Origin of the sequence: Lysobacter sp. TY2-98, from assembly GCF_003367355.1 — a bacterium.
Lineage (GTDB): Bacteria > Pseudomonadota > Gammaproteobacteria > Xanthomonadales > Xanthomonadaceae > Cognatilysobacter.
The window spans coordinates 869513-890127 of record NZ_CP031413.1; the positions used below are offsets into that span (position 1 = coordinate 869513).

Annotated in this window: 17 protein-coding genes and 1 pseudogene; 4 read left to right on the top strand and 14 right to left on the bottom strand. The window is 67.4% G+C overall.

Annotated features, from left to right (window positions below):
* Window positions 1-75: 75 nt before the first annotated feature.
* The 3 genes from DWG18_RS04205 to DWG18_RS15215 all read left to right on the top strand — a co-directional run bounded on the left by DWG18_RS04205 (window position 76) and on the right by DWG18_RS15215 (window position 2763).
* Window positions 76-2199 (top strand): tetratricopeptide repeat protein, encoded by a 2124-nt coding sequence (locus DWG18_RS04205; RefSeq protein ID WP_115645695.1) that lies wholly within the window; start codon window positions 76-78, stop codon window positions 2197-2199.
* Window positions 2200-2239: 40 nt separating this feature from the next.
* Window positions 2240-2455 carry a hypothetical protein gene (locus DWG18_RS04210; RefSeq protein ID WP_115645697.1) on the top strand — a complete coding sequence of 72 codons (216 nt, stop codon included), beginning with the start codon at window positions 2240-2242 and terminating at the stop codon, window positions 2453-2455.
* A gap of 149 nt (window positions 2456-2604) precedes the next feature.
* A complete protein-coding gene (locus DWG18_RS15215) occupies window positions 2605-2763 on the top strand; it encodes a hypothetical protein (protein ID WP_162823696.1) in 159 nt (52 codons plus the stop codon).
* 119 nt (window positions 2764-2882) lie between these two features.
* Here the strand turns inward: DWG18_RS15215 and DWG18_RS04220 are convergent, their stop codons facing one another.
* The 13 genes and pseudogenes from DWG18_RS04220 to pyrH form a co-directional block, all read right to left on the bottom strand.
* A complete protein-coding gene (locus DWG18_RS04220; RefSeq protein ID WP_240318597.1) occupies window positions 2883-3536 on the bottom strand; it encodes a ribonuclease HII in 654 nt (217 codons plus the stop codon).
* Window positions 3529-4715, bottom strand: a pseudogene (gene lpxB / locus DWG18_RS04225) (lipid-A-disaccharide synthase). The gene DWG18_RS04220 and the pseudogene lpxB overlap by 8 nt, the downstream one beginning before the upstream one ends.
* Before the next feature lie 34 nt (window positions 4716-4749).
* The gene (lpxA, locus tag DWG18_RS04230; protein WP_115645705.1) at window positions 4750-5532 is read right to left on the bottom strand and encodes an acyl-ACP--UDP-N-acetylglucosamine O-acyltransferase; all 783 of its coding nucleotides are present in this window, start codon (window positions 5530-5532) and stop codon (window positions 4750-4752) included.
* Window positions 5533-5534: 2 nt separating this feature from the next.
* Entirely contained in the window at window positions 5535-6002 is a 468-nt protein-coding gene (fabZ, locus tag DWG18_RS04235) for a 3-hydroxyacyl-ACP dehydratase FabZ (RefSeq protein ID WP_115645707.1), read from the bottom strand.
* A 67-nt stretch (window positions 6003-6069) separates the two neighbouring features.
* On the bottom strand, window positions 6070-7092 hold the full coding sequence (lpxD, locus tag DWG18_RS04240; protein WP_115645709.1) for a UDP-3-O-(3-hydroxymyristoyl)glucosamine N-acyltransferase: 1023 nt from the start codon (window positions 7090-7092) through the stop codon (window positions 6070-6072).
* 7 nt (window positions 7093-7099) lie between these two features.
* On the bottom strand, window positions 7100-9562 hold the full coding sequence (bamA, locus tag DWG18_RS04245) for an outer membrane protein assembly factor BamA (RefSeq protein WP_115648027.1): 2463 nt from the start codon (window positions 9560-9562) through the stop codon (window positions 7100-7102).
* A gap of 80 nt (window positions 9563-9642) precedes the next feature.
* Entirely contained in the window at window positions 9643-11001 is a 1359-nt protein-coding gene (gene rseP / locus DWG18_RS04250) for an RIP metalloprotease RseP (protein ID WP_115645711.1), read from the bottom strand.
* Window positions 11002-11125: 124 nt separating this feature from the next.
* Window positions 11126-12310, bottom strand: coding sequence for a 1-deoxy-D-xylulose-5-phosphate reductoisomerase (locus DWG18_RS04255; RefSeq protein WP_115645713.1), 1185 nt, complete (start codon window positions 12308-12310; stop codon window positions 11126-11128).
* Window positions 12310-13146 (bottom strand): phosphatidate cytidylyltransferase, encoded by an 837-nt coding sequence (locus tag DWG18_RS04260; RefSeq protein WP_115645715.1) that lies wholly within the window; start codon window positions 13144-13146, stop codon window positions 12310-12312. Before DWG18_RS04260 ends, DWG18_RS04255 begins: the two co-directional genes overlap by 1 nt.
* Complete coding sequence (gene uppS / locus DWG18_RS04265; protein ID WP_115645717.1) at window positions 13143-13904, bottom strand: polyprenyl diphosphate synthase; 762 nt, start codon at window positions 13902-13904, stop codon at window positions 13143-13145. Before uppS ends, DWG18_RS04260 begins: the two co-directional genes overlap by 4 nt.
* A 55-nt stretch (window positions 13905-13959) precedes the next feature.
* Window positions 13960-14517: a ribosome recycling factor gene (gene frr, locus DWG18_RS04270; protein ID WP_115645719.1), complete on the bottom strand. Its 558-nt coding sequence runs from the start codon at window positions 14515-14517 to the stop codon at window positions 13960-13962.
* Window positions 14518-14588: 71 nt separating this feature from the next.
* On the bottom strand, window positions 14589-15530 hold the full coding sequence (locus tag DWG18_RS04275; RefSeq protein WP_115645721.1) for a cation diffusion facilitator family transporter: 942 nt from the start codon (window positions 15528-15530) through the stop codon (window positions 14589-14591).
* Between the two features lie 3 nt (window positions 15531-15533).
* Entirely contained in the window at window positions 15534-16253 is a 720-nt protein-coding gene (gene pyrH, locus DWG18_RS04280) for a UMP kinase (protein WP_115645723.1), read from the bottom strand.
* Between the two features lie 249 nt (window positions 16254-16502).
* On the opposite strand from pyrH, the gene DWG18_RS04285 reads away from it, so the two are divergent.
* Window positions 16503-19484 carry a TonB-dependent receptor gene (locus DWG18_RS04285; protein WP_115645725.1) on the top strand — a complete coding sequence of 994 codons (2982 nt, stop codon included), beginning with the start codon at window positions 16503-16505 and terminating at the stop codon, window positions 19482-19484.
* A gap of 136 nt (window positions 19485-19620) precedes the next feature.
* Here DWG18_RS04285 and tsf read toward each other — a convergent pair whose 3' ends face one another.
* Window positions 19621-20490, bottom strand: coding sequence for a translation elongation factor Ts (gene tsf, locus DWG18_RS04290; RefSeq protein WP_115645727.1), 870 nt, complete (start codon window positions 20488-20490; stop codon window positions 19621-19623).
* Window positions 20491-20615: the final 125 nt, after the last annotated feature.

Here is a 20615-nt window from a genome sequence, read left to right on the forward strand (position 1 = left end):
CGCTGAGTCATGATGCGAAAGTGATGCTTCTCCGATTCATCTCGAAGGTTTGCGAGGGATTCAGGAGCTAGACCGATGACGGCGGATGGCGTGCCCCCCAACGCCCCCGTCGTCGCAAGCCGCTACTGCTTCGACGACGTCGTGGTCGATCTGAACGCGCGCACCCTGGTGCGTGCCGGCGAAGTGCGCACCCTCGAGCCCAAGGCGTTCGCCGTGCTCGCGCTGCTTCTGGAGCGGCCGGGCGAGCTGGTGCCGCGCGACGACCTGCTGGACGCAGTCTGGGGACATCGCCACGTCACGCCGGGCGTGCTCACCCGTGTCATCGCGCAGCTGCGGCATGCGCTGGACGACGACGCCCAGCACCCGCGCTACATCCAGACCCGGCATGCGCTCGGTTACAGCTTCATCGGCGAGCTGCGGCCGGACCTCGTGGTGAACGATGCGCCAACCGTGCAGCCGCCGTCGGCGGAAGGCGATGCGCGCGTGTCGACGGCCGAACCTGCCGCGCAGCCGTCGTCCCTACCGCGCGAGCCGCAGACGCGCGGCTACCCGCGGGCCGCGTGGATCGTCGCGATGACGCTGGCGGCGGTCGTCCTCGTGGCGACGGCGATCGGCCTCTACCGCCAGCGCGTGACGCCGCTGCCGCATGCGATCGCGCCGTCCGTGGCGGTGCTGCCGTTCCGCTCGCTCGGCCCCGATCCGGCCGATCGCTACTTCGCGGAAGGCCTGGGCGCGGAGATGCAGAACGCGCTCGCCGGCGTCCACGGCCTGCAGGTCGCCCCGTGGCGGGCGGATGCCGGCAACGACGCGCGCTCGCTCGGCCGCCGGCTCGGCGTCGCCAGCGTGCTCGACGCCGCGGTGCGACGCGGCCGCGATCGCGTGCAGATCGATGCGCGGTTGGTCGAGACCTCGTCGGGCGGCACACTCTGGAGCCGCCACTACGACCGGCCCGTCGGCGAGATCTTTGCGATGCAGAGCGCGATCGCGGCCGATGTCGCCGCGGCGCTGGTGGGCGCGTTGCCCGATGCGGGCGAAGGCCTGCGTCGGCGTCTTGCGCCCACGCGCAACGTCGCCGCGTTCGACGCCTACCTGCGCGGCCTGCACGAACTGCTGTCCGGCGACCGGGGCAACCAGCGCGCGCTCGACTACTTCCGCCAGGCGCTGGCCAAGGATCCCGGCTTCGCGCGTGCGCAGGCGGGCATCTGCCGCACCGAAACCTGGCGCTTCGAGAGCCAGCGCAATCCCGATGCCTTCGAATCCGCGCAGCTCGCCTGCCGCACGGCCGAGAACATGGACCCGACGATCGGCGAAGTGCAGCTCGCGATGGGGGATCTCTATCGCGTGCAAGGCGACGACCAGAAGGCCGGTCGCTACTACCGCGGCGTCGTCGACTACCCGGGCCTTCGCGCGCAGGCACTCGTGGGCCTGGCCAAGCTCGACGTCGCCGGAGGTCGCGTCGACGACGCACTCGCGCATTTCCGCGAGGCGCAGCAGGCGAACCCTTCCGATGCCCACGTCTACGCCGAGCTCGGCTACCAGCAGTACCTCGCCAATCGCCGCGACGACGCGATCGCCTCGATGGCGCAGGCGACGCGCATGGCCCCCGACAACGGCGACTACTGGAGTCTCTACGGCGGCCTGCTGCTGACGGCCGGCCGCACGGACGCCGCCGAGCCGGCGCTCGAACGCGCGGCGACGCTCGAACCCGACGATCGCGTCCTCGCCAACCTCGGCACGGTGAAGTACCAGCACGGCGACTACGCCGCGGCGGTGGCGCTGTACCGGCGCGCGACGGCCCTCAGTCCCGACACCTACATCAACTTCGGCAACCTCGGCGACGCGCTGCTCGCGCGGGAGAGCACCGCGGGCCTGGCGCCCGAAGCCTTCCGTCGCGCGGCGGAGCTCGCCCAGCACTACGTCGACTTCAATGGCGGCGAGGCGACGGACCTCGCGGCGCTCGGGTGGTATCGCGCCAACATCGGCGAACGCGAGCGTGCGCTTGCCTTCGTCCGCGCCTCCGAAGCGAGGGACGGGAAGGACGAGAACGTCGCCTACTACAACGCGGAGACGCTGCTGCGGCTCGGTGACGTCGAAGGCGCGCGCCAGCGTCTCGCCATCGCGCGCCAGGCGGGCATCGCGGAATCGCGCCTCACCACCAATCGACTTTTCCAGCGCGCCGGCCTTGTGGCCGCGCGCTGACGGTCCCGCCCGCTACGGGCATCTGCGTCGAGGTCACTCCATGTCTGACACCCGGGCCGAACGCCGCACCGACGAGCAACGCATCGACATTCCACTGCCGCACGGCGGCCATGTCGCCGTCATCGTGCATTACCACTACGGGTGGACTATGCCCATCGTCGGCCCTCCGAAACCGCCCAAGGGGCCGTTCCTGCAGGTGCCGGTGGGCGAGGGCGGCGTCGTCGCGATCGACGTCGAGATCACGCCCGCCGGTTGATCCCGATGACGGCGCGCACGGTGCGCCGCCACCGACACGACTCTTCGACGCCGATTGCGCGCTGCGTGCGTGATCGGGCATCGACGAGCGCGCGCGTCCGCTCCGACGCGCCGACAACCTTGCCCGCACGGGCGCATTCAGGAGATCCCATGAGCAACCAACCGTCCACCCCGCAAACCCCGCAGAACCGTCCGGCTTCACCGCCGGGCGATGCGAAAGCCGCGTCGTCCGCGCGCGTGCCGCCGCGCGACGCGGTGACGTCGCCGCTCAACGTCCCCGTCGTCGGTCCGCCGAAGCGCAGCGAGTAGGTTCGTCCGACCGATCGCGTTGGGGCGGCGCGATCGGGATGATCCGAGGGATCCATCGTGCGCTGCGGTGCGACGACGCGCGAGTCACCGCGCATCGTGTCGGCTGCAGACCGGAACGTTCAGAGCAACGCCGGCACCGGCGCTTCGTTGCAGGCACCCAAACTCGAACGCACGGGCGCGAAGCTTCGTCGGTGTTCGGGGCAGGGGCCGTGCAGCGCGAGCGCGGCGAGGTGCTGCGGCGTCGAATAGCCCTTGTGCTGATCGAAGCCGTACTGCGGCCAGCGCGCATGCAGTTGCACCATCAACGCGTCGCGATGCGTCTTGGCGAGGATCGACGCCGCCATGATCGACCGGCAGCGCGTGTCGCCGCCGATCCACGCTTCGCCCGCACACGGCAAGCCCTTGGGCACGACGTTGCCGTCGATGCGCGCGATGTCCGTGGCGTGATGCACGGCCTCGACGCATTCGCGCATGCCGAGCATGGTGGCGTGGAAGATGTTGAGGCGATCGATCGTCGCGACGTCGATCACCGCAATGTGCCAGGCGATGGCGCGTTCACGGATGCGCACGGCCAGCACGTCGCGACGTTCGGCGTCGAGCTGCTTGGAATCGTTGAGCCCGTTGATGGGCGTGCGTCCCGGCGTGAACACCACCGCCGCCACGACCACCGGTCCCGCCAGCGGCCCACGACCGGCCTCGTCGACGCCCGCGATGCGTTGCGGGCCGCGGTCGACGGCGATCTCGAGCTCGGGTTGCAGTGGCGACTCAGCCATGCCGCGAGGATACGACCTCGGCCACGGCATCCGCGGCGCGCGCCGAGGCATCGCGTCGCAGTTCTTCGTGCAGGTTGGTGAACCGCGGCACGAGCTCGGCGATGGCCTGGGGGCTGCGCAGCCAGTGCAGTACGGCGGCCGCGAGCTTCTCCGGCGTGCAGTCCTGCTGCATCAGCTCCGGCACGACGTCGGCACCGGCGAGGATGTTGGGCAGCGCGTAACGATCGACCTTGAGCATCCCGAGGCCCTTCACCATCCGGTACGTCATCGCCGCGACCTTGTAGGCGACCACCATCGGGCGTTTCGCGAGCAGGCCTTCAAGCGTGGCGGTGCCCGACGCGAGAAGCACGACGTCGCTCGCGATCATCAGCGTGCGGGCGTTGCCGTCGATGATCGACAGCGCAGCGCCCAGTCGCTCGCGCGCTGGCGACTGCGCGAGCACGCGTTCGAAGGTTGCACGGGCGCGAGCGTCCGCCATCGGGGCAACCACGCGCAGCGCCGGCAACACGTCGTGAACGCGCGCGGCGGCATCGAGGAAATCCGCCCCGAGACGCTCAATTTCACCGGTGCGTGAGCCTGGGAGCAATGCGAGCACCGGCGCGTCGTCCGGAAGCCCAAGTTCTGCGCGCGCCGCCGTGCGGTCCGGCACCAGCGGCATCTCGTCCGCCAGCGGATGGCCGACGAAGCGCGCATCGACGCCATGCTTCGCGTAGATCGCGGGCTCCATCGGAAACAGGCAGAGCACGCGATCGGCGGACTGGCCGATCTTCGCCGCGCGACCTTCGCGCCAAGCCCAGACCGACGGGCTGACGTAGTGCACGGTGGCGACGCCGCGCTGCTTCAGCCAGCGCTCCACGCCGAGATTGAAGTCCGGCGCGTCGATACCGATGAACACGTCCGGCTTCCACGCCAGCACCCGATTCCGAAGCGCACGGCGCAGGCGCAGCAGACGCGGCAGGTGACGCAGAACTTCGGCCAGCCCCATGACCGCCAGCTCGCCGGCGTCGTGCCATGCATCGAAGCCGGCCTCGCGCATGCGGTCGCCGCCGACGCCGGCGAATTCGGCGTCCGGCCAGCGCGCGCGCAGCGCGTCGATCAGGCCGGCGCCGAGCAGATCGCCCGAGGCTTCGCCAGCGACGATGGCGATGCGATGCGGGCGCGGAGGCGTCGACATGGAATCGGCGGACGTGAAGCGTCGCGAGTCTGTGTTGGATCAGCGCAGCAGCGGGCGGTCGCCGCTGTTGACGAAGTCGAGCAGCATCCGCACGTCCTCGCTGTCGCCCGCGATCTCGGCGAGCTTGGTGCGCGCGTCGTCGAGCGAGCCGCCGGCGACATAGAGCGCGCGGTAGGCGCGCTTGATCGCAGAGATGCGGCCGGCGTCGAAACCGCGGCGCTTCAGGCCTTCGGCATTGATGCCGCGCGGACGGCCGTAGTCTTCCTGCGCGACCATCACGAACGGCGGCACATCGCCATTGACGAACGCGCCCATGCCGACGAATGCGTGCGCGCCGATGCGGCAGAACTGGTGGACGCCGGCGAAGCCGCTGAGGATGACGTGGTCGCCCACGGTGACGTGGCCCGCCAGCGTCGCGTTGTTCGAGAACACGCAGTCGTTGCCGATCGTGCAGTCGTGCGCGACGTGCACGTAGGCCAGCAGCCAGTTGCGATCGCCGATGCGGGTGACGCCGCCGCCGTTGCCGGTGCCGCGGTTGAGCGTGACGAACTCGCGGAAGGTGTTGTCGTCGCCGATCACCAATTCGACACGCTCGCCGCCGAATTTCTTGTCCTGTGGCTCGCCGCCGACGGCGCAATGGCCGATGAAGCGGTTGTTGCGACCGATGCGCGTCGGGCCCATGACGCTGCAGTGCGGCCCGAACTCCGTGCCGTCGCCGACTTGGACATCGTCGCCGATGTAGCAGAGCGCGCCGACGACGACGCCGTCGCCCAGGCGCGCACCGGCCTCGACGACCGCGCTCGGATGGACGCGCGCGCCCATCGTCAGCGCTGCGCCTCGGCGCAGAGGATCTCGGCGCAGGCGACGACTTCGCCGTCCACGCGCGCGACGCCGGCGTACATCGCCATGTTGCGGATCACGCGCTTGAGTTCGACGTCGAGTTCGATGCGGTCACCCGGCACCACCTGCTTCATGAACTTCGCGCCGTCCACCTTGACCAGATAGAACAGCTTCTCGTCCTGCGGACCCGCACCTTCCGACTTCGCGGTGAGCGTCGTCAGCAGGCCGCCGGCCTGCGCCAGCGCCTCGATGATCAGCACGCCGGGCATGACCGGGTTGCCCGGGAAATGGCCGGTGAAGCACGGCTCGTTCGCGGTGACGTTCTTGTACGCGAGGATACGCTTGCGGGGCTCGAACGCGACGACGCGATCCACCAGCAGGAACGGATAGCGGTGCGGCAGAAGGGCTTCGATACCGCGGACGTCGACGGGGAGCTGCACGGTCTGGTTCATTCGTGATCCTGCGGAGCGGCCGGACGGGCCGGCGCCGAAGCCGCCCATGATACGGCGGGGCGCGAATTCAGTCCCGGCGGCTGCGGAACAGGCGGTCGAGTTGGCGGAAGCGGGCGGCGGCCCGGCGCCAGGCGCGGTTGTCCATCAGCGGCGTGCCGGACGAGTACTCGCCGGGTTCGCGGATCGAATGGGTGACGAGGCTCATCGCGGTCACCACCACCCTGTCGCAGAGTTCGATGTGGCCGACGATGCCCGCGCCGCCACCGATCAGGCAGTAGCGGCCGATGCGCGTGCTGCCGGCGACCGCCACGCAGCCGGCCATCGCCGTGTGCGCGCCGACGCGCACGTTGTGGCCGATCTGGATCTGGTTGTCGAGGCGCACGTCCTCCTCGAGGACTGTGTCGTCGATCGCGCCGCGATCGATGGTGGTGTTCGCGCCGATCTCGCAGTCGTCGCCGACGACCACGCCGCCCAGCTGCGGCACCTTGAGCCACGTACCCTTTTCCATCGCGATGCCGAAACCATCCGCCCCGAGTACCGCACCGGGATGCACCAGTACGCGCGCGCCGAGGCGGGCACGGGTGACGAGCGTGACGCGGGCGACCAGTCGCGTGCCCTCGCCGACGATGCAGTCGTCGCCGATCACGCAGCCCGGTCCGATCGTCGCGCCCGCATGCACGACGCTACGCGCCCCGATGCTGACGTGCGGGCCGATGCTCGCGGTCGGATCGATGGACGCGCTCGCGTCCACGACGGCGGACGGGTGGATGCCAGGGGGCGCGGACGGCAGCGTTTCGAACAGCGCGGCGATGCGCGCGTAGGCCGAATACGGATCACGTGCGACCAGCGCCGTGCCGGGCGCAGCCTCGGCATCGCCCGCGGCGAGTACGACGATGCCCGCGCGGGTCGCTGCGAGTGCCGCGCGGTACTTCGAATTCGACAGGAAAGTGAGCCGGTCGGGCGCCGCGTCCGCGATGGTCGCGACGCCCGTGACGGTGGTGGCGGCGTCGCCACGCACCTCGAGCCCGAACCGGTCCGCGAGCTCGCCGGCGGTGTACTGCGGGCGATGCGCGTCGGGGCCCGGGCTCATGCGCGGATCAGAACACGCCGCCGAAGGTGAACTGCAGATGCTCGATCTCGTCGCCGTCCTTCTTGCGGAACGGGATGGCGTAGCTGATCGAGATCGGACCCATCGGCGAACGCCACAGCAGCGAGATACCGCCCGCCGCACGCAGCTCGCCCGCATCGAAGTCCCCGCGGCTGGCGAACACGTTGCCGACGTCCACGAAGGCCGAAACACGCGCCTGCGGGCTGTTGATCAGCGTCGGGAAGAACATTTCCACCGAGCCGACCGTCTTCACCGCGCCACCGATCGGCTGCGAGAAGTTCGAGCCAAGGGGCTTGTCGCGCGGGCCGAGGGTGTTGTCGGAGAAGCCACGTACGGAGCGCACGCCACCCGCGTAGAAGTTCTCGAAGAACGGCAGGCCGGTCGCGGTGAGGGTCTTCTGGAAATCCGGAGACGTCGTGAGGCACGGCTCGGTCGGAGCCGCACCCGGGTCGTAACGCACCAGCTTGCCGGTCGAATCGTAGACGGGAACAGGGGCGTTGAAGCACACGTTACGCACGTGATCGCTGCCGTAGCTGTCGCCGTAGCCGAGTTCCGCGCGCGTGTTGAGCACGAGATGGCGATTGAGACGCCAGAACTTCGAGATGTCGTAGTTGAGCTTGTAGTACTCGGCCGTCGACCCCGGCAGCGCGATTTCAGCGCTGAAGCGCTGCATCAGGCCGGTGTTCGGCGTCAGGAAGTTGTCGAGCGTGTTGCGCGACCAGCCGATCTGCCCGCGCAGCGTGTGGAATGTGCGATTGCCGACGGCGTCGATGTAGTCGACCAGCGACTGCGGCGCGCTGCCCGGGTACGCGAAGATCTCGTTCGAGTCCACGCCGAACAGGGCCGTGATCGTGTCGGTTTCGCTGATCGGAATGCCGAGGACCGCCTGCGCAGCGCCGCTCGTCGAGGTGTACTGCGCGGTGTTGAAGTTCGAGTTGTCGAACTCGCGCCACCACAGGTTGTAGCCGAGCGAAACGCCGCTGTCGGTGAAGTACGGATTGACGAACGAGAAGTCGTAGCGCTGCAGGTACGAGTTGCGGTTCGCCTGCACCGACACGCGGTTGCCGGTGCCGAGGAAGTTGTTCTGCGACAGCTGGATCTGCGTGGTCAGGCCGCTGAGCTGCGAATAACCGAGGCCGAACACGAAGCTGCCCGACGTCGTTTCCTTCACCGAAACGACGACGTCCACCTGATCGGGAGTACCCGGCACCGGCTGCGTATCGACATCGACGGTTTCGAAGAAACCCAGGCCCTGCAGACGGATCTTCGAACGGTCGAGCGCGGCCTGCGAGTACCACGAACCTTCGAACTGGCGCATCTCGCGACGCAGCACCTCGTCCGACGTGCGCGTATTGCCCTTGAAGATGATGCGACGGACGTTGACGCGCGGGCCCGGCACGACCTGCAGGTTCAGGCCGACGGTCTTCTTCTCCTTGTCGATGTCCGGCACCGCGTTGACCTGCGCGAACGCGTAACCCACGTTCGACAGGGTGGCGCTGACGGCGTCCGACGAAAGCTCGAGCAGGCGACGCGAGAAGATCTGGCCTTCCTTCACGTAGACGCGCTTTTCGATCTGCTCCTTCGGCAGCACCGTGTCACCGGTGATCTCGACCTTGGAGACCTTGTACTGATCACCTTCCGTCAGGCCGGCGGTGATGAACATGTCGCGGCGGTTCGGGCTGATCTCCACCTGCGTGCTGTCGACGCTGAAGTCGACATAGCCGCGGTCGAGGTAGAACGAGTTGAGCTTCTCGAGGTCGCCGGACAGCTTCTCGCGCGAGTACTGGTCATCGCGCTTGTACCAGCTCTTCCAGTTCGTCTCGCGCGACTCCCAGGTGTCACGCAGGTCTTCTTCGCTGAACTTCTCGTTGCCGACCAGGTTGATGTGGCGGATGCGCGCGGCGGCGCCTTCCTTGATCGCGATGGTGACGTCGACGCGGTTGCGGTCCAGGCGCGACACCATCGGGTTGATCTCGACGTTGTACTTGCCGCGGTTGTTGTACTGGCGCGTCAGTTCCTGCGTCACCCGGTCGAGCGCGAGGCGGTCGAAGGTGCCGCCCTCCGCGAGGCCGATCTCCGTGAGGCCCTTGGTCAGGTCCTCGGTCTTGATGTCCTTGTTGCCAGTCAGCGTGAGCTTGTTGATCGACGGACGTTCGGTGACCTCGATGACCAGGATGTCGCCCTGGCGCACGACGCGCACGTCCTCGAAGAAGCCGGTCTTGTAGAGCGCACGGATCGCGTCGGCGACTTTCGTGCCGTCCACGGTATCGCCGCGCTCGATCGGCATGTAGGTGAACACCGTGCCGGCGGAGATGCGCTGCAGGCCGTCGACGCGGATATCGCTGACGGTGAAGGGCGCGAACGTGTCGGCGAAGGCGGAGGTGACCGGAGCCGCGACCATCGCGGACGCGAGGGCAAGGGCGAGCAGGCGGCGGGGCAGGGGTCGCGTCATCATCAGTCCGGTTGGATCGAATCCAGGGAAACGCCGCAGGCAATCGGCCGGCGCGGTGGAGAGGTCGGCCGAAGCCGCCGTCAGCGCACCAGGTTGTTCACGATGTCGTTGTAGAACGCCAGGCCCATGAGGCCCACGATGATCGCCAGGCCGACGAATTGCCCGGCCGCCATGGCGCGATCGCTGACCGGGCGGCCTTTGATCAGCTCGATAAGGTAATACAGCAGGTGACCGCCATCCAATATCGGGATGGGGAGCAAGTTCAGAATGGCCAGGCTCAGCGAGAGCATGGCGAGCATCGACAGGTACCACGCGGGGCCGTGGGAGGCGTAGGCGTTGGCTGCGCGCGCGATGGTGATCGGGCCCGCCACGGTGTTGCGGACGTCGACCCGACCCAACAGCGCGCGCCCCAGCATCGCAACCAGTTCGTGCGCCTGGTGCGCGGTTTCGCCTATCGCGGCGGGCACGGCCTGGAGCGGGCCGTAGCGCAGGACGGCGTCGGGCACGGGGTCGCTAGGCTGCGCGAACCCCATGCCGAGCATCCAGCGCGTCTTGCCTTCCTCGGTGCGCAGGACGGGGCGCATCGGCCACGCGAGGCGCTCGCCGCCGCGCTGCACTTCGATCATCGCGGTTTCGCCGCCACGGCCCACGGCGTCCACCAGGGGCGCGACGTCGTCCGCGCCGTGCACGGGCTGGCCATCGATGGCGGTGATGAGGTCGCCGTCCTGGAGGACTCCTGTGGCCGGATAGCCGGGCAGGATCTTGCCGACCCGCGCCGGCACCAGCTGATGGCGCGGCGCAATGCCGATCGCCTCGACCGCGCGCAGTTCATCGATGCTCGCGGGCAGTTCGGACAGACGCAGGCGACGCGTCGCCTCGTCGCCATCGCCCGTCCGAACGCGCACGTCGACATCGTGACGATCGAGCGCGGCGGGGATGAGCGCGAATTCGGCCTCGGACCACGTCGGGGTGGGGCGGTCCCCAATCGCCAGCACGGTGTCGCCGGCATGCAGGCCCGCGCTCGCGGCGAGACCTTCGGCGCGTCCGATCATCGGCACGAAGTCGGGGCGTCCGATCACGAACATGCCCCACAACATCAGCACGCAGAGCACGAGATTCGCGACCGGGCCGGCGATCACCACGGCCATGCGCTGCAGCACCGGCTTGCGGTTGAACGCGAGGTGCAGGTCCGACGGCGCGACCTCGCCTTCGCGTTCGTCGAGCATCTTCACGTAGCCACCGAGTGGAATCGCGGCGACGCAGTATTCGGTGCCGTCCGCGCCAGTGCGCGACCACAACGGGCGTCCGAACCCGACCGAGAAGCGCAGCACGCGTACGCCGCAGCGCCGCGCGACCCAGTAGTGCCCGAACTCGTGGAAGGTCACGAGGATGCCGAGGCTGACGATCAGCCACCAGATGGATCCGAGCAGCTCGTTCAAAGCATTCTCCCGCGACGACCGGTCGCGGCTGCGGTAGCAGACCGCCGAACCGGCGGTTGGTTCAGTCCACGCGGAATGGTGGCCCAGAGGGGCCTGCGTTCGATGAACGGGAGTGGTCGCGTCCTCATCGGGCGTGCTCCAGGCGCCGGGTCACGTGCGCGCGGGCCAGGCGGTCCGCCTCGCGGAGGCCGTCGAGGTCGGCGACGGCGCCGCCTCCATGCGCATCGAGTGTCGAGGCGACCAGCGCGGCGATGTCGAGGAAGCCGATCCGTCGCGCGAGGAAGGCTTCGACCGCGGTCTCGTTGGCCGCATTCAGGACGGCCGGCGCTGCGCCGCCCGCGCGGAGTGCGCGGAATGCGAGCGCGAGGCAGGGGAAGGCGTCGAAGTCGGGGGTTTCGAAGTCGAGCCGTCCGCCCTGCGCGAGCAGGTCGAGGCCGGCGACACCCGACTCCAATCGCTCCGGCCAGCCCAGGCCCACTGCGAGCGCGGTGCGCATGTCGGGGAGGCCGAGCTGCGCGAGTGTCGAGCCGTCGACGAACTCGACCAGCGAGTGCACCAGGCTCTGCGGATGCACGAGCACATCGATGTGCTCGGGTGCGACGCCGAACAGGTGGTGCGCCTCGATCACCTCGAGGCCCTTGTTCATCAGCGTCGCGGAATCGACCGAAATCTTCGGGCCCATCGACCAGCGTGGATGGGCGATCGCCTGTTCGGGCGTCACGTCCCGCAATGAGTCGCGCGTGCGACCGCGGAACGGGCCGCCCGACGCGGTGAGCACGAGACGGCGCAGCCCGCGGGTATCGCGCGTGGCGCGGCCGTCGAGTGCCGGCAGGCACTGGAAGATCGCGTTGTGTTCGCTGTCGACCGGCACGATGTCCGCGCCCGATTCGCGCGCGGCGCGCATGACCAGTTCGCCGGCGAGAACGAGCGATTCCTTATTGGCGAGAGCGACGCGCTTGCCTGCGCGTACGGCGGCGAGCGTTGAATCGAGCCCCGCCGCACCGACGATCGCAGCGACGACGGTGTCGCAGGCGTCGCCCGCGGCAAGTTCGTCGATCGCCTGCATGCCGGCATGCGCCTGTGTCGGCACCCCGGCATCCGCGAGTTTTGCGCGCAGCTCGCCGAACAGCGCGGGCTCGGCGATGACGGCATGGTCCGGTCGATGCGTGTGGCAAAGCGCGACCAGGGCATCGACATTGCGACCCGCCGCGAGCACGTTCGCGCCCAGCTGATGCGGATGACGCGCGATGACGTCGAGCGCCGATGCACCGATCGAGCCTGTCGCGCCGAGAACGGCCACGCGGCGCATCACAGGCCCAACAGCGCCTTGCCGAGCGCGAAAACAGGAAGCGCGGCGAGCACGGCATCGATGCGATCGAGCACGCCACCGTGGCCGGGAATCAGCGTGCCGGAATCCTTCTTGCCCGCGTGGCGCTTGAGCAGGCTCTCGAACAGATCGCCGATGACCGAAACGAGTACCGACGCGGCGCCGACGAGCGCGACCTTCCACAGGTCATGCGCGGCCGCACCGGCCATCAGTGAGAACAGGATCGCGACGATCGTGCCGACGACGACACCGCCGGCGAGGCCTTCGATCGTCTTGTTCGGGCTCACGCGCGGGGCGAGCTTGTGACGGCCGAGGTAGCGACCTGCGAAATAGGCACCGGTGTCGGCGGCCCATACCGTCGCGAGCGATGTCAGGAGCCAGCGGTCACCGTTCGCCCCATCTGCATGCAGCCACGTCAGCGCGCACCATGCGGGGACCACCGCGAGCGTGCCCGCGGCCAGCTTGAGCGCACGCGCCCAGGTTTCGTGGTTGCTGCCGAACTCGAAGCGCTGCAGCCAGAGCAGCGCCAGCAGCCACCAGATGACGCCGATGATCGATGCGAGCTTGTACAGCACCAGCGTGCCGCCTTCGCGCGAATGCGAAGACCAGACGATCGCGACCATCAGGCCGAGGTTGGCGATCAGGAGCACCCACTTCTGCAGCGAATCCTCGACTTCGGCGAGGTCGAGCCACTCCCACAGGCCTGCAAGGAAGACCGCCGCGGCAGCCACCATCATCCAGGGCGTATCGAGCAGCAGGATCGCCGCGATCGCGACGGGCGTCATCACCAGGGCAGCGGCAACACGGGTACGGGTCATTCAGACGTCTCGGGATTGCCGCCGACCTGTGCCCCGGTCAGGCCGAATCGGCGTTCACGGCGCGCGTAGTCGTCCAGCGCAACCTGAAGTGTCGCCGCATCGACGTCGGGCCACAACAAATCGGTGAACCACAGTTCGGTGTAGGCCAGCTGCCAGAGCAGGAAGTTGCTGATTCGCAACTCACCGCCGGTGCGGATGAAGAGGTCGGGCGCGGGCAGGTCGGACAGCGCGACGCGCTCGCCCAGCAGTTTTTCGTCGATCGCCGACGGCTCGAGCCGACCGGCCGCAACATCCTCGGCCAGCGAGCGGGCGGCGTTCGCGATGTCCGAGCGGCCGCCGTAACTGACGGCGATCACCAGGTTCAACGCGCGATTCGCCGACGTACGCGCTTCCGCCTGCGCCATGCGCGAACGGATCGAATCGGAAAGACGCGAGCGATCGCCGATGAAGCGCACGCGCACGCCGCGGCGATCGAGTTCCTCGACCTCGCGTTCGAGCGCGCCGGTGAACAGCTTCATCAGCCCGCCGACCTCGTCCTGCGGGCGGTCCCAGTTCTCGCTCGAAAACGCGAACAGGGTCAGCACTTCGATGCCGCGCTCGAGGCACAAATCGATGCACACATTGACGGCGCGCGCGCCCGCACGATGGCCGATCAGGCGGGGACGCCGGCGCTTCTGCGCCCAGCGGCCATTGCCGTCCATGATGATCGCGAGGTGGCGCGGAACGCGCGAGCTGCCTGCGGAGGCGGAAGAAGTCACGTCGGTCGTCTGAAGAAGGCGCGGACTGGCGATGGCCCGCTGCGGTGCCGGGCGGTCAGACCGCCATCAGCTCCTGTTCCTTCGTCTTGACGACCTCGTCGACGTTCTTGATCGCCTCGTCGGTGAGCTTCTGGATGTCGGCTTCGCCGCGAGTCGCGTCGTCCTCGGTGATCTTCTTCTCCTTGAGGAGTTCCTTCACCTGGTGATTGGCGTCGCGACGGATGTTGCGGATGGCGACCTTGCAGTCCTCGCCACCGGAATGCACGACCTTGGCGAGCTCCTTGCGACGCTCCTCGGTGAGCGGCGGCAGGTTGAGGCGGATCACCATACCGGCGGTGTTCGGCGTCAGGCCGAGGTCGGAGGCGAGGATCGCCTTCTCGACCGCACCCACCATCGGCTTTTCCCACGGCGTGATCGTGAGCGAACGCGCATCGCTGACGGCGACGCTGGCGACCTGCGACAGCGGCACGTCCGAGCCGTAGTAGTTGACCTTGATGTGATCGACGATCGCGGTGCTGGCGCGACCGGTGCGCACCTTGACGAGGTCGTGCCGGAACGCGTCGACGCTCTTGGCCATGCGCGCTTTGGCGTCGTTCTTGATCTCGTTGAGCATCGCAGGCTCCGTGTCAGGGTCGTCGGTCGGCCGCGGATTATAGGGCAGGGCGCGGTGACGGCTGCTTCGCTTCAGTGGTGCGGTGCACGATCATGCAGATCGTGCTCGCAGCCCGGGCCGTGCTCGACCTGCAGCGTCGGATGGTTGATGCCGAAGCGGTGGTCGAGGTCGTGCGTTACCCGGTCCAGGAAGGCGTCGTGGTCGTCCAACAGCGGCCGCACAAGGTGCGCCGTCATCGCGATTTCGCCTGCGCCCAGCGACCAGATGTGCACGTGATGCACGGCTGCCACCCCTTCGAGACCGACCAGGTAGGTCTCCACCTCGGAATGGTCGATGCCGCGTGGCACCGCATCCATCGCGGCGTTGAAGCTCTCACGCAGTAGCCCGAAGGCACTGACGCCGACGACAAGGCTGACGAGGACAGCCGTCGCCGGGTCCAGCCATTCCCAGCCCAGTGTCGCCATGCCCAGGCCGGCGAGTACGGCAGCGACGGAGACTGCGGCATCGGCCATGAGATGCAGGAAGGCGGCACGACGGTTGAGGTCGTGTTCCTGGCCGCGATGCATGAGCATGGCGGCGCCGAGGTTCACGGCGATACCGATGGCGGCGACAACCATGACCGGCAAGGCCGGGATCTGCGGCGGCGCGCTGAAGCGCTGGATCGATTCCCCGATCAGCGCACCGGCGAAACCGACCAGCAGCAGGGCGTTCGCGAGCGGCGAAAGCAGCGTCGCGCGGCGCCAACCATAGGTATGGCGGGACGTCGGCGCCCGCCGCGCCAGCGCGGCCGCACCCCAGGCGAGCGCAAGGCCGGCGACGTCGCCGAGGTTGTGCAGGGCGTCCGACAGCAGCGCCAGCGAGTTCGTCGAAAAGCCGTACCAGGCTTCGATGGCGGTGTAGGCGAGATTGAGCAGCGTCGCGATCGCGAACGCGCGGGTGGCGTGGGCATGCACGTGGTCGCGCGAATGCCCATGCGAACGGCTATGCCCGTGATGGGCGTGCGCAACGCCCATCGATCAGGCCGCGCGAACCAGGGTGCCGATGGACTCGCCCCGGAGGATGCGCAGCAGCTGGCCCGGTTGCTCCATGTCGAAGACGCGGATCGGCAACGAAGCATCGCGGCAGAGCGCGAACGCGGCGGTGTCCATCACCTGGATATCGCGGGCGAGCACGTCGTCGTAGGTCAGCGTGTCGAAACGCGTGGCGTCGGGATGCTTCTTGGGGTCGCGGTCGTAGATGCCGTCGACCTTGGTCGCCTTGAGCAGTAGATCCGCACCGATCTCGATCGCGCGCAGGGCAGCGCCCGAATCGGTGGTGAAGAAGGGATTGCCGGTGCCGGCGGCGCAGATCACTAGACGGCCCTTTTCCAGGTGACGGACCGCGCGGCGGCGGATGTAGTCCTCGCAGACCTGGTTGATCTTGAGCGCGCTCATGACCCGGCAGCGCGCACCGAGCTTCTCGAGCGCGTCCTGCATCGCCAGCGCGTTGATGATCGTGGCCAGCATGCCCATGTGGTCGCCGGTCACCCGGTCCATGCCCGAAGCCGCCAGGCCGGCGCCGCGGAAGATGTTCCCGCCGCCGATGACCAGCGCGACCTCTGCCCCCGCCTGCTGCGCCTCGATGACCTCATGGGCCAGGCGGGTGATGACCTTGGGATCGATGCCGTAATCCTCGCTGCCCATCAGCGCCTCGCCGGAAAGTTTCAGGAGGACGCGGCGGTAGGCGAGATCGGTCATGGGGGCCATTCGGAGGGGAGGCGCGCAATTCTAAACGGTCGCCGGGATCGGGGCCGGACAGGCGACGCCATGGCGCGTCGCAACATTTGGGCGCGCCGTCACAAGGTCCAAGTGGCCGATAAACGTGACACGAGCCGCATATCGGCAACTGGACGTTTAATTTGTGTTTAGAAAACTCCCGGCCATGCATGACCTCCGGCATACATGCACGCGGCGCCGAGCGGCGCTTATCCCCAGGAGAGAGAATTCATGCAGCGGTCCCGATTTGGCCTGCGTCGAAGTGTCCTGTGTGTGGCACTCGGCGTGGGCATGGTGTCAGGCAGTGCGTTTGCCCAGAGCTCGGTAGGTTCGCTTTTCGGAAAGACCTCGGCCGGCACGCATGTGGTGATCGAGAACAAGGACACCGGTACCAGCCGTGAGCTGGTCGCCGACTCCGAAGGGCGGTTCCAGGCCAGCCAACTCGCCCCGGGCACGTATACCGTCACGGCGAACGGCGTCGCAAAGACCGTCGCCGTGCGCGTCGGCACGGGCTCGGAAGTGAATCTTGAAGCCGGCGGCGCCGGTCAGCTCGACACCGTTCGCGTCGTCGGCGATCGAATCAATGCCATTGACGTCTCGTCGACCGAGTCGACCACGACGCTGACGGCGAAGGAGATCCAGGCGCTTCCGGTCCAGCGCGACGTCACCAATGTCGCGCTGCTCGCGCCGGGTACCGTCAAGGGCGATACCGGTTTCGGCAACCTTGCATCATTCGGAGGTGCTTCCGTTGCCGAGAACGGCTACTACATCAATGGTTTCGACGTAACCAACATTCGTACGTTCCTGTCGTACGCCACGCTGCCCTTCGAAGCACTGGCGGAACAGCAGACGAAAACGGGCGGTTACGGCGCCGAGTACGGTCGTTCGCTGGGCGGCGTGGTGAACATCGTCACCAAGCGCGGCACCAACGACTTCAAGTATGGCGGCAGCGTCTACTGGAGTCCGTCGTCGCTTTCGAGTTCCAAGAAGGACGTCGCCTGGCGCAACCCGAGCGCGACGGATCCGGCGCTCTACGTGTACGAGTCCCAGGACCGCAGCGACGAGCTGACCTACAACGCCTACGCGTCGGGTCCGATCGTCCGTGACCGCCTGTTCTTCTTCGGCCTCGTCAGCGGGCAGGACAACACGACGGACCAATACCGCCGCGAGCACAGCTACCACACGTCCAACACCTCGCCTCAGGGCATGGTCAAGCTGGACTGGAACATCACGGACGATCATCGCGTCGAAGTCACCGCGATCGACAATCGTGAGATCGTTAGCCATCGCGACTATTCGTATGCCAACGGCGGTGAGTTCGGTCGCACGCACGATGACCTCGATGCGGAGTACGACATCGAAACCGGTGGGCGCATCTACATCGGCAAGTACACCGGCTACCTCACGGACAACCTGACGCTGTCGCTTGAAGCGGGTCGTCTGACCTATTCGAACTCGAATCGCAACCCACTGAATCTGGAAGGCGCGGATTGTGTGCGTGCGTTCGACAGTCAGGCGAACTCGGCGGTCACCAATTACACCGGCTGCTGGAACCCGTCGCAGGCGACCATCATCGACCCGACTTTCGGCAAGGAAAAGGACATCCGCAACAGCCGCCGCGCTGACGTCGAGTGGGTCTTCGGACCGCACACGCTGCGCTTCGGCTACGACGGCGAGAAGTTCGAGTCCGGCCACGCCGGCACGACCTACACGGGCGGCGCCTATTGGCGTCACTACTACGTCTATCAGGCAGCGGGACGCCGGGTGAATGGCGTGACGTTGCCGTTCGGCACGCACTACGCGCGTCGCTGGATCAGCCAGACGTCGTCTGGCTCGTACAGCGTTGAAAACACCGCGTACTACCTGGAGGACAGCTGGCAGATCACGGACAACTGGCTCATTTACGGCGGCCTGCGCAACGAGACGTTCGACAACAAGAACGCGCAGGGCAACACGTTCGTCAAGGCGAACAACAACATCGCGCCGCGTCTGGGCTTCAGTTGGAACGTCAACGGTGACAGCACGGCCAAATTGTTTGGCTCGGCGGGACGCTATTACATCCCCGTGTCATCCAATACGAACATTCGCGGTTCGGGCGCGGAGCTCTTCACCGAGGAGTTCTTCAACACGTCCGGCTTCGATCCCGCAACCGGCCTGCCGACCGGGCTGGGCGCCCAGATCGGACCGAAGAACGTGACCAGTGACGGTTCGGTTCCCGATCCGCGCACACTCGCCGCGGGCAACCTGAAGCCGATGTTCCAGGACGAATTCATCCTGGGGTACCAGCAGCGCCTGAACTCGATCTGGACTGCCGGCATCAAGGGCGTCTACCGCTCGGTCAAGAACGGCATGGACGACTGGTGTTCGCTCAAGGCCTACAAGGACTTCGCCGACGACAACGGCTATACGAACTTCGACATCGATTCGGTGGCGTCGTGCTTCCTGCTCAATCCGGGCAAGGACGCGCAGGTCGCGATGGACATCAACGGCGACGGTAACCTGGTCGATGTCACCATTCCTGCGCGTTACTTCGGGCTGCCGAAGTACAAGCGCGAATACCGTGCGATCGAACTGTCGGCGGAAGGGCGTGGTGATCGCTGGTGGCTGCAGGGTTCGTACACGTGGTCGAAGAGCTACGGCAACGTCGAGGGCTACGTGAATTCCTCGTTGGAGCAGGCGGATGCCGGCGCCACGCAGGACTTCGACAATGAGCACTTCGAGGACGGCGCGTACGGCGACCTGCCGAACGATCGTCGCCACACACTCAAGCTGTTCGGCAACTACGATCTGACCAGCGAGTGGAGCGTCGGCGGCAATCTGCTGGTGCAGTCGGGGCGGCCGGTGAATTGCTTCGGGTTCGTGCCCCAGTTCGGCAACATCGACGACAGCAAGCTCGCGCTGTATTCCGGCTCAAGCTTCTACTGCAAGCTGCCCGACGGCACGACCGAACTTCGCAGTCGGGGTTCCGCGGGTCGCACGCCATCGACGTGGAACTTCGATGCGTCGGTGAGCTACGTGCCGCAGTGGGCGGGTAAGCACCTCACGCTCAACATGACGGTGTTCAACCTGTTCAACAACCAGAAGGTGACGGAGTACAACGAGTTCAGCGCATCGGGCTCCGCTGCGGCCAACACGTACGATCAGAACTTCCTCAATGCGGTGAACTTCCAGAGTCCGCGCTCCGTTCTGTTCAGTGCGCGCGTGGACTTCTGACCGCGCGTCGGCCTCCGATCCAAGTCGGAGCCCGAAGTTCGTCCAAAAAAAACCCCGGCTGAGAGGCCGGGGTTTTTTGTGCGGCGTTCCGGCGGTGTTGCGCCGGACCCGCTTCTATCCGCATTGACGCGCCGGCTTACGCCAGACCCGCCTGCTTCATCACTTCGGCCGCGAAATCGTCGGTCTGCTTCTCGATGCCTTCGCCGACGGCGAGGCGGACGAAGTTGACGACTTCGGCGCCCGCGGCCTTGAGCGCCTGCTCGACCGTCTGGTTGGTGTCGAGCACGTAGGCCTGGCCGGTGAGGCAGATCTCGTTGACGGTCTTGGCGATCTTGCCGGCGATCATCTTCTCGAGGATCTCCTGCGGCTTGCCGGTGTCCTTGACCTGGGCGAGGGCGATTTCCTTCTCACGCGCGACGAAGTCGGCCGGGACGTGCGCCGGCGAGATGTACGGCGGGTTCATCGCGGCGATGTGCATGGCCAGGCCACGCGCGAGTTCGATGTTGCCGCCCTTGATCTCGACGATCACGCCGATGCGGCCACCGTGGACGTACGCGGCGAGCGTGTTGTCGCTGTCGATGCGGGCCATGCGGCGGACCTGCACGTTCTCGCCGACCTTGGCGATGACGGCGGCGCGCGCTTCTTCGACCGTCTCGCCGGACGGCAGCTTGACGGCCTTGAGCGCGTCGACATCGTTCGCGCCGAGCGCGGCCTGGCCGACGGCGTCGACGAAGCCGAGGAAGTTCGCGTCCTTCGCGACGAAGTCGGTCTCGGAATTGATCTCGACCAGCAGCGCCGTCTTGCCGCTCTGGGCCGCGACGATCTTGCCTTCCGCGGCGATGCGGCTGGCCTTCTTGTCGGCCTTGGCCAGGCCGGTCTTGCGCAGCCAGTCAGCGGCCGCCTCGACGTCGCCGTTGTTCTCGGTGAGTGCCTTCTTGCACTCCATCATGCCGGCGCCGGTGCGCTCGCGCAGTTCCTTGACCAGGGAAGCAGTGATCTCTGCCATGGGCGTAGCCTCTGGGATTCGAAATGGGGGTAGGCGCCGCGAAATCCGGTGCGGATCGCGGCAGGCTGGCCGTCGTGCGTGGCCAGCGGAAGACGGAAGGCGCCAGCGTGCGGCGCCTTCCGGTG